General features: G+C 73.8%; 14 protein-coding genes. 7 read left to right on the forward strand and 7 right to left on the reverse strand.

The window, feature by feature from the left end; all coding sequences use genetic code 11:
- Positions 1 to 101: 101 nt before the first annotated feature.
- Complete coding sequence (locus ACFWOG_RS07315; protein ID WP_380355669.1) at positions 102 to 1469, forward strand: cytochrome P450; 1368 nt, start codon at positions 102 to 104, stop codon at positions 1467 to 1469.
- 22 nt (positions 1470 to 1491) lie between these two features.
- On the opposite strand, the gene ACFWOG_RS07320 is transcribed toward ACFWOG_RS07315, so the two are convergent.
- The 4 genes from ACFWOG_RS07320 to ACFWOG_RS07335 form a co-directional block, all read right to left on the reverse strand.
- Positions 1492 to 1833, reverse strand: a complete 342-nt coding sequence (locus ACFWOG_RS07320) for a PRC-barrel domain containing protein (protein WP_329880965.1) — start codon at positions 1831 to 1833, stop codon at positions 1492 to 1494.
- 58 nt (positions 1834 to 1891) lie between these two features.
- A complete protein-coding gene (locus ACFWOG_RS07325; RefSeq protein WP_329880964.1) occupies positions 1892 to 2152 on the reverse strand; it encodes a GlsB/YeaQ/YmgE family stress response membrane protein in 261 nt (86 codons plus the stop codon).
- Positions 2153 to 2317: 165 nt separating this feature from the next.
- On the reverse strand, positions 2318 to 4567 hold the full coding sequence (locus ACFWOG_RS07330; RefSeq protein ID WP_380355675.1) for a discoidin domain-containing protein: 2250 nt from the start codon (positions 4565 to 4567) through the stop codon (positions 2318 to 2320).
- A gap of 417 nt (positions 4568 to 4984) precedes the next feature.
- The gene (locus ACFWOG_RS07335) at positions 4985 to 6241 is read right to left on the reverse strand and encodes an ROK family transcriptional regulator (protein ID WP_329880962.1); all 1257 of its coding nucleotides are present in this window, start codon (positions 6239 to 6241) and stop codon (positions 4985 to 4987) included.
- 194 nt (positions 6242 to 6435) lie between these two features.
- Here ACFWOG_RS07335 and ACFWOG_RS07340 point away from each other — a divergent pair, with 194 nt between their 5' ends.
- The 6 genes from ACFWOG_RS07340 to ACFWOG_RS07365 all read left to right on the forward strand — a co-directional run bounded on the left by ACFWOG_RS07340 (position 6436) and on the right by ACFWOG_RS07365 (position 12682).
- Positions 6436 to 7749, forward strand: coding sequence for an ABC transporter substrate-binding protein (locus tag ACFWOG_RS07340; RefSeq protein WP_380355678.1), 1314 nt, complete (start codon positions 6436 to 6438; stop codon positions 7747 to 7749).
- Position 7750: 1 nt separating this feature from the next.
- A complete protein-coding gene (locus ACFWOG_RS07345) occupies positions 7751 to 8770 on the forward strand; it encodes a carbohydrate ABC transporter permease (protein WP_380355680.1) in 1020 nt (339 codons plus the stop codon).
- Complete coding sequence (locus ACFWOG_RS07350) at positions 8767 to 9609, forward strand: carbohydrate ABC transporter permease (protein ID WP_380355681.1); 843 nt, start codon at positions 8767 to 8769, stop codon at positions 9607 to 9609. The genes ACFWOG_RS07345 and ACFWOG_RS07350 overlap by 4 nt, the downstream gene beginning before the upstream one ends.
- A 38-nt stretch (positions 9610 to 9647) precedes the next feature.
- Positions 9648 to 10997 carry a GH1 family beta-glucosidase gene (locus ACFWOG_RS07355; protein WP_380355683.1) on the forward strand — a complete coding sequence of 450 codons (1350 nt, stop codon included), beginning with the start codon at positions 9648 to 9650 and terminating at the stop codon, positions 10995 to 10997.
- 194 nt (positions 10998 to 11191) lie between these two features.
- On the forward strand, positions 11192 to 11848 hold the full coding sequence (locus ACFWOG_RS07360) for a LysE family transporter (protein WP_329950092.1): 657 nt from the start codon (positions 11192 to 11194) through the stop codon (positions 11846 to 11848).
- Between the two features lie 258 nt (positions 11849 to 12106).
- Entirely contained in the window at positions 12107 to 12682 is a 576-nt protein-coding gene (locus tag ACFWOG_RS07365) for a hypothetical protein (protein ID WP_380355687.1), read from the forward strand.
- Between the two features lie 190 nt (positions 12683 to 12872).
- Here the strand turns inward: ACFWOG_RS07365 and ACFWOG_RS07370 are convergent, their stop codons facing one another.
- The 3 genes from ACFWOG_RS07370 to ACFWOG_RS07380 all read right to left on the reverse strand — a co-directional run bounded on the left by ACFWOG_RS07370 (position 12873) and on the right by ACFWOG_RS07380 (position 14648).
- On the reverse strand, positions 12873 to 13007 hold the full coding sequence (locus tag ACFWOG_RS07370; protein ID WP_380355688.1) for a hypothetical protein: 135 nt from the start codon (positions 13005 to 13007) through the stop codon (positions 12873 to 12875).
- 124 nt (positions 13008 to 13131) lie between these two features.
- The gene (locus ACFWOG_RS07375; RefSeq protein WP_329950089.1) at positions 13132 to 13956 is read right to left on the reverse strand and encodes a lipase family protein; all 825 of its coding nucleotides are present in this window, start codon (positions 13954 to 13956) and stop codon (positions 13132 to 13134) included.
- A gap of 119 nt (positions 13957 to 14075) precedes the next feature.
- A complete protein-coding gene (locus tag ACFWOG_RS07380; RefSeq protein WP_329950088.1) occupies positions 14076 to 14648 on the reverse strand; it encodes a 3'-5' exonuclease in 573 nt (190 codons plus the stop codon).
- Positions 14649 to 14728 lie beyond the last annotated feature (80 nt).

Here is a 14728-nt window from a genome sequence, read left to right on the forward strand (position 1 = left end):
CCGCCGGGGTGACGCCCGGTGACCGGAGCGTCACCGCACACCGGCGGGCTGACGTAGAGTCGGCGCGGACCCCACGCCGGTCCCCGACCGAGGAGGCACCCGTGACCACCACCGCGCACCCCGGCCCCGACCGCCCCGCAGGCTCCGACGAAGCACCCACCGGGGGCAGCGGGGGCAGCGGGGGTACCGCTCCCGCGCCCGTTCCCGAGCTCCCCGCCGAGGCGGTCGAGGAGTGGCGCACCGAGGAGGCGGAGCTGGTCGACCTGCTGTCCCGCGCCCACCGGCACCTCGGCGGCGTCGCCGCGTTCCGGATCGGGCCCCGGCCCACCGTGCTGGTCACCGACCCGGAGGCCGTCCAGCACGTGCTCGGCCGCCACCCCGAGCGCTACGTCAAGCGCTCCCACCGCGCCCGGGTCCTCACCGGCGAGGGCGTCCTCTCCGCCACCGGTGACGCCTGGCGGAACCAACGCCGAGCGCTCCAGGCCCAGTTCACCGGGACCGGGATGCGCCGCCACGAGCAGCGGATCGCCGCCGCCGCCCACCGGGCCGCCGACCGCTGGGCGGCGTACGCCCGCACCGGCGAGACCCTCGACGTCGGCGACGAGATGCGGCACTTCGCCCTCGACACCATCTGGCGGGCCCTCACCGGCCACCCGCTCGACCCGGCCACCGCCCACGAACTCGACCGCATCGCCGCCGTGGTGGCCGCCCTCCCCCAGCTGCCCTCCGACGGCGACCGGGCCCACGAGGCCGTCGCCGCCGACCTCGCCCGGATCGACGCGGTCGCGCACGCCGCCATCGACACGGCCCGCCACCGGGAGGACGGTCCCGACGGACCCGGCGTGCTGCGCGTCCTGCTCGACGCCGCCGAGCACGACCCCGCGTACACCGACCGGCTGATCCGCGACGAGCTCGTCACGCTGCTGGTCGCCGGCCACGAGACCACCGCCACCACGCTCACCTGGCTCTACCTGCTCCTCGACCGGAACCCCGAGGCGCGCACGTGGGCCCTCGCCGCCGGTCCCGAGGGCTCCCCCGAACGGCGCGAGGCCGTCCAGGCCCTGGTCTCCGAGACGCTCCGGCTCTACCCGTCGGCCTGGATCCTCCCCCGGCACGCCCTCACCGACGACACCCTGGCCGGCCACCGCGTCGAGGCCGGCACCGACCTGCTGGTCTGCCCGTACCTCACGCACCGCGACCCGGCGCTCTGGCCCGACCCCGGCCACTTCGACCCGACCCGGTTCACCGCCGGAGGCGCCCGCCCCGCACACCTGGCCGCCTACTTCCCGTTCGGCCTCGGCGCCCGCGCCTGCCTGGGCACCCAGTTCGCCCTGCGCGAGTCCACCGCGGTGCTCGAACTCCTGCTCCCCGCGCACCGGGTGGAGTTCCTGAGCACCCCCGCCGGGGCCACCTACAGCATCACCGTCCGCCCCGACGGCCCGACCCCGGCAGTCCTCACGGGGCCGTGACCGCCGGGGTGCCGGACGCCTCCTAGGCGAGCGGGCCGTAGTAGCCGCCGAGGAGTTGGAAGTAGGCCGGGTCCAGGGCGTTCAGGAACGGCGGTGCCGACCTGATGTCGGTCTTCGTCCGGCCGATGTGGACGATCCGTTCGGCCGGGTCGATCTTCGTCACGGTGCCGGCGGGCAGCAGCACCTGGTGGCCGAAGAGCCACCCGGTGTCGACCACCAGGTAGGCGGCGTCGACCTCGACGGTGTGCCGGTCCACCTTGCCCACGTAGCCGTCGAGGGCGTGGACCGCGAAGCCGGTGAGGTCGAGGGCGGCTTCGTGCCCGGATCCGCCGAGGTAGCGCCACAGACCGTTGCTGTCGCTCATCTGAACTCCTTTTCCTTCCAGCGGTGTTCGGGTCCCTGCGCGGCCGGTCGCGCGGGGGTCAGCGGCGCCGGCCGACCTGGGCCGCGGTGGTGAAGGAGATGAGCGCCGCGGCGACACCGACCTGGAGCAGGTGGCGGATCCAGTCGACGCCACCGGTGTGCCGCACGCCCAGCGCGCCGGCGAGGGCGTTGCCGACGAGGGCGCCGACCAGTCCCAGCAGGATCGTGAGCCAGAGCGGCACGGGCTGCCGGCCCGGCAGGACGAGCTTGGCGAGCAGGCCGACGACCAGCCCGACGACGAGTGCCCAGATCAGGGTCATGAGTAGGCCTCCTGTTCGGCTCCGTACGCCCCGGCCGTCCGGCGGGGGCGTCCACCGTCTGCCCCCGTCCGGCGGTTCCACTCCTCCCGGATCGGCGCGCGGCGCGGACGCGCCGGTGGCCCGGCCGTTGGTGCGGCCGGGCCACGACGTCAGGGGGGCGTCGGGTCAGGGAAAGGACACCACCGTCGACGGGACGGTGGAGGTGCCCGAGGTGGCGCCGCCGGTGCCGTTGATCACGTGCTCGAACTGGCCGTTGCCGCCGAGCGAGACCACCGACAGCCCGTGGAACCGCACGCCCGGCCGGACCGGTGCCTCGAATCCGTGGTCCATCCGGATCGTCGGGTCCACGTTGAAGTAGCAGTAGCTGCCGAGGCCCCACCCCTCGTGGACGGCGACGTCGTCGCCCACCTTGTACGCGGCGAAGCCCTTGGTGGTGCCGTTCTGCACGGCCGCCTGGTTCGGGGCGTCGTAGGCGATCTCGTTCTGGTAGAAGATCGTCCGACCGCGCTCGCCGGTCCACTCGACGTCGTACTTCTTGAAGTGCTCGACGAAGAGGCCGGTGGCGAGCACGTCGTCGCCGCGGACCAGCAGGCCGTAGTCGGAGGGGTTGACGGTCCACCCCACGCCCGCGCCGTGGTCGGCGCGCCAGATCCAGGTGTGGTCGATGACGACGTCGTCGCTGTTGACGACGATCCCGGTGGTCGCCGATCCGGGACCCGCCCCGCCGACCCGGACGAAGACGTCCTGGAGGGTGGTCGGGTCCGCCGCGTGGTCGGCGGAGGCGTTGTCCGGGCCGATCTGCACCAGCGTCGCCGAGTTGACGGGTCCGGCGTCGACCAGCAGGCCGGCCAGCCGGACGCCGTCCACGTCGGCGACCCGGATCGCGGTCACCCCGTGGTCGGGCACCACGGTGGCCAGGCCGAGGCCGAGCACCACCGTGCCGGGCCTGGTCACCTCGATCGGCCGGTCGACGTGGTAGACGCCGGGGGTGAAGAGCAGGTCCAGGCCCTGCGCGAGCGCGGTGTTGATGGTGGCGGCGGTGGCCCCGGGCTTGACCAGGTAGAACTGCGTGAGCGGTCGCGAGGTGCCCTGCGGGACGCCGTCCCAGGAGACGCCGCGGGCGTCGGTGCGCCTGGCCGGGACGAAGACCCGGTACTCGTTGCCGTCCAGGTAGAGGAAGGGCTTCTCGCGCGAGACCGGGGTGGTGTCGAGCGTGGTGTAGGGCGGGTTGGGGAAGCCCTGCGCGGGCGCGCCCTGGACGCCGGAGAACACCTGGTTCCACACCCCGTTGGAGAAGCCGCCGATCGCGCTGTCCCGGGTGTACCACTGCTGTTGCGAGTAGTTGCCGATACCGCCGTCGATCCGGCTGTCGGCGATGTAGCCGCCGCTGGCCCATCCGTAGCCGTTCGGGGCGAGGTTGAGACCGCCGCGGACGTGCATCCGGCGGAACGGCGCGGCCTGGGCGACGGCCCAGCGGTCGGTGCCGTTGACCGGGTTGAGCGCCAGGTTCTCGGCGGAGCGCCAGAAGTTCTGGGTCGCGTTGCCGTTGAACCAGCCGGCGTCCACGGTGACGTCGCCGTTGATCGTGGTGTCGTCGGGCTTCAGGCCGAGGCCGGACACCGAGGTGTAGAAGCCCAGTTGGACGTTGAGGTCGCGGTAGCTGCCCGGCTTGAAGAGCAGCGCGTACCGCTCGGGCCCGAACTGGTTGGCCTCCTGCCGACGGAAGATCTCGTCGGCCTTGGCCTGGATGCCCGGTGTGGCGGGGTCGAAGACCAGCACGTTGGGTCCGAGGTCGCCGCCGCCCTGCACCGGCGGCACGCCCGGCCCGTCGGTGGCCGCGATCCGGAACTCCCAGAGCGAGTAGCCGTAACCGGTGCCCCGGGCGAGCCCGTTGACCCGGACGAAGCGCCCGCTCCCGGAGACCGTGAGGGTCTCGGTGCCGCCGGTGCCGTGCTCGGTGGAGTGCAGCGTCCGCCAGGTGGTGCCGTCGTCCGAGGTCTCGATCCGGTAGGAGCGCCCGTACGCCGCCTCCCAGACGAGTTCGACGCGGCACAGCTGCCGGACGGAGCCGAGGTCGACCTGGAGCCACTGCGGGTCCGCGAACGCCGAGGACCAGCGGGTGCCGGGGTCGCCGTCCACCGCGTTGGCCGCGGACAGGCCGCCGTTCTCGACGGAGGAGGCGGTGGCGGGCCGCCCCTTCGCCGCGTCGGCGGCGCCGCAGTCGGCGGCCCGGTCGGCTGCCCGGTCGGCTGCGGCCTGCGCGGACGCCGGCCGGGCGGACCCGGTGTGGGCCGGCTCGGCGAGCGCGGCCGGCCCGGGCAGGGCGAGGGCGCCGGCCGCGAGCAGGGCCAGGCCGATCCGGGCGGCCGGGGCCGGGGCGGGACGTGGACGTGGACGTGCCGAGGTGAGCCTCATGGGCTGCTCCTCCGGGTGGGGGTCGGTGGGTGAGGGGGCGCACGCCCGTGCCCGGCCCGGCACAGTGGGGCACCGGGCGATGGGGGAACGGTGGGGCGGCTCGGCGGATCCGCGTGCCGGCCGGCTCGGGTGGGGCGGCCGGGCAGCGCGGACCGCCGCAACGGGCGGTCACCGGGGTACGTACCGGCCACGTGTCGGGCCACACGTCGGGGTGCGGACCGCCGCACGTGCGGCGGTCCGTGGCGGGGCACGCGTCGTGGCACGTACCGGGGTGTCACCGACCCGTTGTCCGGGCCCGGGGAGCACCTCCTGACCGGGAGTCTCAGGGCTCCCGATCCGGAGTGTCAACCCTTCGCACCGACTTTACTCACACCGTGAACTAGCTTGTACCGCAACGAATTCCACTGAAATCCGAGGTCAGGCCCGCACCTCCGACGGCGTCCGGGCCGGGCTCCCGGCCCGGCCCGGGAACTCGCCCCCGGACTCCAGGAAGTCGGAGAGCGGCAGGGTCGCCGCGCCGACCGTGACCGCCTCCGGGCCGAGCGTCCCGAGCACGATCGAGGTCTGTTCGCGGGGGAAGCGCAGCGCGTACTCGGTGGCCGCCGCGCGGATCGCGGGCAACAGCCGGGGGCCGAGCAGCAGGCCCGCCCAGCCGCCGATCACGATCCGCTCGGGGTTGAACAGGTTCACCAGGTCCGCGATGGCCGCGCCCAGGTACTCCGCCGCCTCGGCGAGCAGCGCACCGGCCGCCGGCTCGTCCGCCTCGGCCGCCGCCAGCAGGGCCGCGAGCCCGGCCTTCTCCCCGGCGCCGGGCGGCGCCGCGCCCCACCGCTCGACCAGCGCCTCGGCCCCGACGTACGCCTCCAGGCAGCCGCGTGCGCCGCAACGGCACCGGCGTCCGCCGACGTGGACCTTGGTGTGGCCCCACTCGCCCGCGCTGCTGGTGGCTCCCCGGAAGCGGGCGCCGTCGGCGATCACGCAGGCCCCGACGCCCGAGCCGAACAGGGCGATCACCGCGTGCCGGAGGCCGCGCCCGGCCCCGAACCACATCTCGGCCTGGCCGAGCGTCTTGGCGCCGTTGTCGACGAAGAGCGGCAGGTCGGTGCCGGCCCGCAGCAGCCGCCCGAGCGGGACGGCGTCCCAGCCCACGGTCTGCCCGTGCACGACGATCCCGAGGCCGTCCGAGGCCGGCTCCCCCTGCTCGACGATGCCGGGGACGCCGATGCCCACGCCGAGCACGCCGGCCGGGTCGGTGCCGGTGCGTTCCAGGACCTCGGCCAGTCCCGCGAGGATCAGCTCGACCACGTGGTCGACGTCGTGGCCGCGGCCGGCGAGCGGCCGGTCGCTGGCGGCCAGCTCGGTCCGGGCCAGGTCGAACAGGGCGACCCGGACCTGGGTCTCCCCGACGTCCACGCCGACCAGATGGGCGCGGCCGGCGGCCACCCGGAGCAGGATCCGGGGGCGCCCGCCGTCCGACTCGACCGAGCCGCACTCCTCGATCAGCCCGTCGGCGAGCAGCTCGCCGGTGACGTTGCTGATCGAACCGGCGCTGAGCCCGGTGATCACCCCCAGCTCCTGGCGGCTGAGCGGCCCGTCGAAGTACAGCCGCCGCAGCAGCGTCGACCGGCTGCCTCTGCGCAGGTCACGCACCGTCTTCTTGCCTCGTGCGGTCATGGGGTCTCCCTCCTGATCCGAATCTATCGCTGTCCGAACCCTTGACGGAAGCTTTTCTCACACGTTAAATCACGGCCTGAAGTAAGCCGTGGAGCACGGAACTTCACCACCCGAGACAAGACCCCCCGCACCGCGCCGCACAGCGGCACCCGCCGTCGACCCGTACCGCCCACACCCGAGAGGGGCAATCCGCCATGCCCATCAGCCGCGCCGCCGCGACGGCCGCCCTGGCCGCCACCCTGGTCCTCACCGCCACCGCCTGCGGCGGAGGGTCCGCGTCCGGCGGCGGGGGCGACGGCAGCCCCGGCACGCTCACCTACTGGGCCTCCAACCAGGGCACCAGCCTGGAGAACGACCGCCAGGTCCTGGAGCCGGAGCTGAGAAGGTTCGAGCAGCAGACCGGCATCAAGGTGAAGCTGGAGGTCATCCCCTGGTCCGACCTGCTCAACCGGATCCTCGCCGCGGCCACCTCCGGCCAGGGCCCCGACGTCCTCAACATCGGCAACACCTGGTCCGCCTCGCTCCAGGCCACCGGCGCCCTGCGCCCGTTCGACGGGGCCGCCTTCGACCGGATCGGCGGCAAGGACCGCTTCCTGCCCGCCGCCCTCGGCTCGGCCGGCGCGGCCGGGAAGGACCCGGCCGCCGTACCGCTCTACTCGATGGCCTACGGCCTCTACTACAACAAGAAGCTGTTCGCCGAGGCCGGCATCGAGCGGCCCCCGGCCACCTGGGACGAACTGGTCGCCGACGGGCGGAAGCTCACCACCGGAGGCCGCTACGGCCTCGCCCTCGAAGGCGGCAACGTCTCCGAGAACGTCCACCACGCCTTCACCCTCGCCAAGCAGCACGGCACCGACTTCTTCTCCCCCACCGGCGAACCCGCCTTCGACAGCGCGGGCGCCGTCGCCGCCGTCAAGCAGTACGTCGACCTGCTCGGCACCGAGAAGATCGTCGCGCCCGGCAACGCCGAGTACGCCAACAACCAGTCCGTCACCGACTTCGCCACCGGCAAGGCCGCCATGCTGATGTGGCAGGCCGCCGGCGCCAACCTCGCCTCGCACGGCATGAACCCCGAGGACTACGGCGTCGCCCCCGTCCCCGCGCCGGCCGGCGCCACCGGCGACCGCGCGACCACCTCGATGGTCGCCGGGATCAACCTCGCCGTCTTCAAGAACACCCGGAACACCGACGGGGCCCTCTCGTTCGTGAAGTTCATGACCGGCGCCGAGGAGCAGACCCGGCTCAACAAGGCCTACGGCTCGATCCCCCCGGTCAAGGACGCCCAGGCCGACCCCGCCTTCGCCACCCCCGAACTCAAGGCCCTCACCGCCGTCCTCTCCGGCAGCGCGCTGCCGCTCCCGCAGGTCGCCGACGAGAGCCAGTTCGAGACCCTGGTGGGCACCGCCGTCAAGAGCCTGCTCGCCGCGGCCGCCGCCGGCAGGCCCGCCACCCACGGCTCCGTGAAGGCCGAACTCACCAAGGCCCAGCAGCAGATGCCGGCCAAGTGACGTGACCCGGACCCCCGCCGCCCGCACCCCTGCCGCCCCTGTCCCGGCCGCCCCCGCACCGGCCGCAGCCCGCCCGGGTGCCCCCGCCCCGCGCACCCCCACCCGGCTCGGCCGCCTCCGCCCGCCCCGCACCGCACTCCCCTATCTGCTGCTGCTCCCCGCCCTCGTCCTCGAACTCGTCGTCCACCTGCTCCCGATGGTCGTCGGCGCCACCATGAGCCTCAAGCGGCTCACCCAGTTCTTCATCCGCGACTGGTCCGCCGCCCCCTGGGCCGGGCTCGCCAACTACCGTACGGCGGTGGACTTCCACGCACCCGTCGGCCGCGCCCTGCTGCACTCGTTCTGGGTCACCTGCGCGTTCACCGTCCTCACCGTCGGCCTCTCCTGGCTGATCGGCACGGCGGCGGCCGTCCTGACCCAGGACTCCTTCCGCGGCCGGGGCCTGCTGCGCGCCGTGTTCCTGCTCCCGTACGCACTGCCGGTCTACGCCGCCGTCATCACCTGGTCGTTCATGTTCCAGCGGGACACCGGCCTGATCAACCACGTCCTCCACGACCAGCTCCACCTCGTCGACGACAAGCCGTTCTGGCTGATCGGCGACAACAGCTTCACCGCGCTGGTCACCGTGTCGGTCTGGCGCAGCTGGCCGTTCGCCTTCCTCACTCTCACCGCGGGGCTGCAGAACATCCCCCGCGAGCTCTACGAGGCCGCCGCGCTGGACGGCGCCGGGATCTGGCAGCAGATCCGCCGGATCACCCTGCCCTCGCTGCGCCCGGTCAACCTGGTACTGGTGCTGGTCCTGTTCCTCTGGACCTTCAACGACTTCAACACGCCGTACGTGCTCTTCGGCCGCTCGGCCCCGGAGGCCGCCGACCTCGTGTCCGTCCACATCTACCAGTCGTCCTTCGTCACCTGGAACTTCGGCGCGGGCTCGGCGATGTCCGTCCTGCTGCTGCTGTTCCTGCTGCTGGTGACCTCCGGCTACCTCCTGCTCACCTCGCGCCGGAAGGACGCAGCATGATCAACCCGCCCGCCTCCTTCCGCCGGACCCGGTGGATCGTCCTCGGCGCGCTCGCCGTCTTCGCCCTCGTCCCCGTCCTGGTGATGCTGAGCAGCTCGCTCAAACCGCTCCGGGACGTCCAGGGGCCGTTCCGCTGGATCCCGAGCACCGTCACCTTCCGCCCCTACCTGGACATCTGGCGGACCGTCCCGCTCGGCCGGTACCTGGTCAACTCGCTGATCGTGGCCGGCGGGGCGACGGTCTGCTCGGTCCTCGTCGCGATCCTCGCGGCGTACGCGGTCAGCCGCTACCGCTTCCGGGGGCGGCGGATGTTCACCGTGACCGTGCTCTCCACGCAGATGTTCCCCGGCATCCTGTTCCTGCTGCCGCTCTTCCTGATCTTCGTCAACGTCGGCAACGCGACCGGCATCCCGCTGTACGGCAGCCGCGGCGGCCTGATCCTCACCTACCTGACCTTCTCGCTGCCGTTCTCGATCTGGATGCTGGTCGGCTACTTCGACTCGATCCCCCGCGACCTCGACGAGGCGGCGCTGGTCGACGGCTGCGGACCGCTCCAGGCCCTGGTCCGGATCATCGTCCCGGCCGCGGTGCCGGGCATCGTCGCCGTCGCGGTGTACGCCTTCATGACGGCCTGGGGCGAGGTGCTCTTCGCCTCCGTGCTCACCGACGACACGACCCGCACCCTCGCCGTCGGCCTCCAGGGCTACGCCACCCTCAACGACGTCTACTGGAACCAGGTGATGGCGGCCTCGCTGGTGGTGAGCGTGCCCGTGGTGGCCGGCTTCCTGCTGCTCCAGCGCTACCTGGTCGCCGGCCTCACCGCCGGAGCCGTCAAGTGACACCCTCCCCCGTCCCGCAGACCCCCGAAGGGCACCCCGTGACCGACCTCAGTGCGCTGAGTTCCCTCCCCGACGACTTCCTCTGGGGCGCGGCCACCGCCGCCTACCAGATCGAGGGCGCCACGGACGCCGACGGCCGCGCCCCCTCCATCTGGGACACCTACTCCCACACCCCCGGCAGGGTCGCGGGCGGCGACACCGGCGACACCGCGTGCGACCACTACCGGCGGTGGCCCGAGGACGTCGCCGTGATGCGGCGACTCGGCCTCGACGCCTACCGGTTCTCGATCGCCTGGCCCCGCGTGGTGCCGCAGGCCGACGACCGCGTCAACCCGGCCGGCCTCGACTTCTACGACCGCCTGGTCGACGCCCTGCTCGCCGCCGGCATCAGGCCCTTCCCGACCCTCTACCACTGGGACCTCCCGCAGGCCCAGCAGGACCGCGGCGGCTGGCCCGTCCGCGAGACGGCCGAACGCTTCGCCGAGTACACCGCCGTCGTCGCCGCCCGCCTCGGCGACCGGGTCACCGACTGGGCGACCCTCAACGAGCCGCTCTGCTCCGCCTGGATCGGCCACCTCGACGGTGCCATGGCCCCCGGACTGACCGACCTCACGGCCGCCGTCCGCGCCTCCTACCACCTGCACCTCGGCCACGGACTGGCCGTCCAGGTGCTGCGCGAGGCCGTACGCGACGCCCGGATCGGCATCGTCAACAACCTGAGCCCGATCGAGCCCGCCACCGGCTCCGAGGCCGACCACGCCGCCGCCGTCCGCGCCGACGGCCACATCAACCGCTGGTGGCTGGACCCCGTCCTCGGCCGCGGCTACCCCAAGGACATGCGCGAGGTCTACGGCGTCGACCTCCCCGAGCGCGACGGCGACGCGGAACTGGTCGCCGCCCCGCTCGACTGGCTCGGCCTCAACTACTACTTCCGCCAGATCGTCGCCGACGACCCCACCGGCCCCGCCCCGTACGTCCGCCAGCTCCCCGGCCCCAACCCCGAACGGACCGCCATGCCCTGGGAGGTGCACGCCCCCGGCCTGGAGCAGCTGCTGCTCCGTCTCACCCACGAGTACGGCGCGGAGCGGATCTACGTCACCGAGAACGGCGCCGCCTACCCCGACGTCGTCGCCCCCGACGGCAGCGTCCACGACCCCGAGCGCACCGCCTACCTCGAACGGCACCTCGCCGCCTGTGCCCGCGCCACCGCCCAGGGCGCCCCGCTGGCCGGGTACTTCGCCTGGTCGCTGCTGGACAACTTCGAGTGGGCGTACGGCTACGACAAGCGCTTCGGGCTCGTCCACGTCGACTACCCGAGCCAGCGCCGCACCGTCAAGAGCAGCGGTCTGCGCTACGCCGACCTGATCGCCGCCCACCGACGGCGCTGACGCCGGCCGGGTGCGTTACGGGCGTGCGGGCGTGCGGGCCCGCACGCCGCGGCACCGGCCGGCGGCGGGCTCCCCGGCGACCGAAAACCGGTGGTCCGGGCGGACGGGCCGGGGCTACGCTCCGGGGCACCCGGACGCCCCGCGCCGGACCGCCCCTCCGCGCCGGACCGCCCCTCAGAACTCGGACCGCCCAGATGACCGACGCCCTGCTCTCCGGACTCCTCGCCGGCTACGGCATCGCCATGCCCGTCGGCGCGATCTCCGTCATGATCGTCACCCTCGCCTCGCGCGTCTCGCTCGGCCGGGGCATGGCCGCCGCCCTGGGCGTGGCCACCGCCGACGGCCTCTACGCACTGGCGGCGATGCTCGGCGGGGCGGCCGTCGCCCGGCTCGTCACCCCGGCCGCCGGGTACCTGGAGCTCCTCGCCGCCGGGGTGCTCGCCGTACTCGCCGTGCGCGGTCTGCGCGGCGCGCTCCGCGCGTACCGGCACGAGCGGGGCGGCGGGCCCGAGGACCCGTCGGCCGGGCCCCCGTCCGCCTCGTCGAGTCCACCGGGCTCACCGTGGCGCACCTACACGGCCCTGGTCGGCCTGACCCTGCTCAATCCGCTGACCGTGGTCTACTTCGGCGCCCTGGTCGTCGGCGGCCGGACCGGCCCCGGCTCCCTCGGACCCGGCCTGGTGTTCGTCCTCGCCGCGTTCGCCGCCTCCGCGAGCTGGCAGGCACTGCTCGCGTCCGGCGGCGTCCTCCTGCGCCGCGTCCTCACCGGCTCACGCGGCCGGCTCGTCACCGGCCTGGCGGGCAACGCCGTCGTCCTCGGCCTCGCCGTCCGGCTCGTCTGGTCCCGCTAGGCCGGCTCGATCGGATCCCGTCGGAACGGCACACGGGGTCGGGCGCCCGGCCGGGCCTGCCGGCGGACCGTCCTCGTACGGGGTCGTACCCCGGCGGCGGACGGATCGGCCGGGGCGAAGCTGCCGGTGGTTCTGCCTCTCCCCTCCGGTCCGGCTGCCATAGCCTGGCGCCCGGCGCACGGACGCATCCGACGCTCCGTCAGATGTGCGCCGGAGCACGCCTGTCAGCCCTCGCCCGGAAGGACCCGAAGCCCTCCCATGACCAGCACCCTCCTACGAGCCGCCGCCCTGGCGGCCGCCGCCGCGCTAGGGTTCGGCACCCTCGCCACGGGCGCCGCCCAGGCCGCGCCGACGGCCCCGGCCGCCCCGCCCGCCGTAGCCGCCCCACCCGCCGTGGCCGCCGCGCTCTCACCGCCCACCCGCATCCCGATGAACAGCGTGCTCAACCGCAACCAGGGCTGGTACTCGCCGAACGGCCGCATCATGCTGGCCATGCAGGGCGACGGCAACGTGGTCCTCTACCGCGACACCACCCCCATCTGGGTGGCCCGCGGCGCCATGCCCAACGGCAACATCCTCGCCATGCAGGGCGACGGCAACCTCGTGGTCTACGCGGCCGACAACACCCCGCTCTGGTGGAGCGGGACCGGTGGCAACCCCGGGGCCGAGCTGACTGTCTACAACGAGGGCGCCATCGCGGTCGAGCGCAACGGCAGGGTCCTCTGGACCTCCGCGCCGCCCGCCCCCGACCCCTTCCCCTGTCCGCCGTGGGGCCCGCCCTACCCCGGCCAGTACATCCCGCCGTGGTGCCCGGTCTGGCCCTTCCCCAGCTAGGCCCCGCCACGACCGGCCGGCGACCGGCCGGCGACCGGCCGGAGCCGCCGTCCCGGCGGCCTCTCCCTCCGCTACAGCCCCCGGGCGGTGACCACCGACACCGCCTGCGTGCTCGCCGCGCTCGCGCTCGCCGTCGTCACCCTCGGCCGGGGCGACTACCCGCTCGGCCCCGTCGAGGTGATCCGCGCCCTCACCGGGCGGGGGCGACCCGGCGGCGGACTTCGTCGTCAACGAGCTGGGCCTGCCGCGCGCGGTCGCGGCCCTGCTCGCCGGCGCCGCGCTCGCGCTCTCCGGCCCCGTCCTCCAGGTCCGGCAGTCCCGACATCCTCGGCCTCACCCAGGGGCCGCGACCGGCGCACTACCGTCGCGGTCGGCGCCGACCGGCTCCGACCGCCCGGACGGCCGCCCCGCCACGCCGGGAGGCGGTCCACGCATCAGCGGGGCTCCCGTCAGACCTGGGCGAGGTTCTTCTCGAACGCGGCCAGGTAGTTGGGCAGGTGGTGGTCCTTGATCCCGTCCGTCTCGGGGGCGAACAGGTCGGCGCGCACGCCCTTGGCGCGGTCCTTCAGCCCGGCGACGAGCGGCATGCGCTCGTGGAGCCTCCCGTCGGCGTCGAAGTGGCGCAGCGCCTCGACGTGCGTGAAGACCGGCTCCGGCGGGAGCTGCGGGACGATGTCGTTGTTGTTGACGAAGCGGTAACAGCGGTTCCTGAAGGCCGTGTTGTGGGCGCCCGCGAGCAGCCGCTCGCAGGTGCGGGGCTGGCCGAAGGTGTAGACGCCGTCGGGCAGCAGCTGCGGCGCCTCGAAGTACCAGCGGGCGCCGGCCAGCATGGCGAGCGCGCCACCGAGGCTGTGGCCGGTGAACCAGACCGTCTGATCGTCCGTGCGCAGGTCGCGGACGGTGTCGCGGATCTGCGGGTAGACGGACTGCAGGGCCTGGTGGAAGCCGTAGTGCACGAAGCCCTTGTTCGCCGGGCCGGGGACGGGCGGGGTGCTGACGTCGCTGAGCCAGTCACGGATCTTCAGCACCTCGGTGCCCCGGAATCCGGCGACGATCATGCGGTCGCCGGCCATGACGTAGGCCTGGGTGTCCTCGATCGGGAACGGCATCCGGTGCGTCGACTCGAAGTGCCGTACCTCGTCGAAGCCCCAGGACCGGGCCGTCTCCTCGATGCCGGCCCGGTCCAGCGAGGCCAGTCCGGCGGCCTGCGCCATCCAGTAGGCGTGCGGGAGGGAGTAGCCGGTCGTCGAGTGGTCCAGGGCGGGGATGGCCATCGGTGTCCTCCGGGGAGCGGGCCTCAGTGGGTCTCAGCGGGTCGCCCAGCAACCTAGCGCCGCACACGGACGAACACGAACCGTCCGGCTCCGGAACCACCCGTACGGCCGCGCCCTCGTCAACCGGCCGTCCCTCCTGGCCAGGCGCCCCGGGCGGCCAGGCCGAGGACCAGCGCGGCGATGTTCCAGGCGTCGTCCTCGCCGCTGTGGTGGCGTCCTTCGAGCGGCAGCCCGGCGATCTCCAGGGCCTGGGCCATCCCGGGGCGCTTGCGCAGCCCGTGTGCCTCGGTGAACACCGCCTTGGCGTTGGTGTGCCGGTGCCCGAAGGGGTACGCGGTGCCGGTGGCCTTGCACTGCCGGGTGAACTGTTTCCGGTCGTAGTCGCCCCAGCTCGCCCACGGCAGGGCCCCGGCCCGGTGGTCGGCGGCGAGCAGTCGGCAGGCCGAGGCGAAGTCGAGGCCGGTGTCGACCTCGGCCTGGGTCAGCCCGGTGAGTTCCGTGCAGAACTCGCTGACGGCGGACCGTGCGGGCTTCACCAGGATGCGGTGCCGCCCGACCCGTTCCCCCGTCCCGAGGTCGACGACGGTCAGCCCGATCTCGATGATCTCGTTCACCGCCCCGGGCGGCGGCTGTCCCTCCCAGCAGGTCGCTTCGACGTCCACGACGTTCAGCAGTCCCCCGACACTCTTCATGCCCCGAGGGTAGGGAGACGACGGCCACCCGTCACCCGGATTTCCTGCCGCCGCGCCCCCGGCCGGGGTGGCACACCGGG

Source organism: Kitasatospora sp. NPDC058406 (assembly GCF_042722765.1).
GTDB lineage: Bacteria > Actinomycetota > Actinomycetes > Streptomycetales > Streptomycetaceae > Kitasatospora.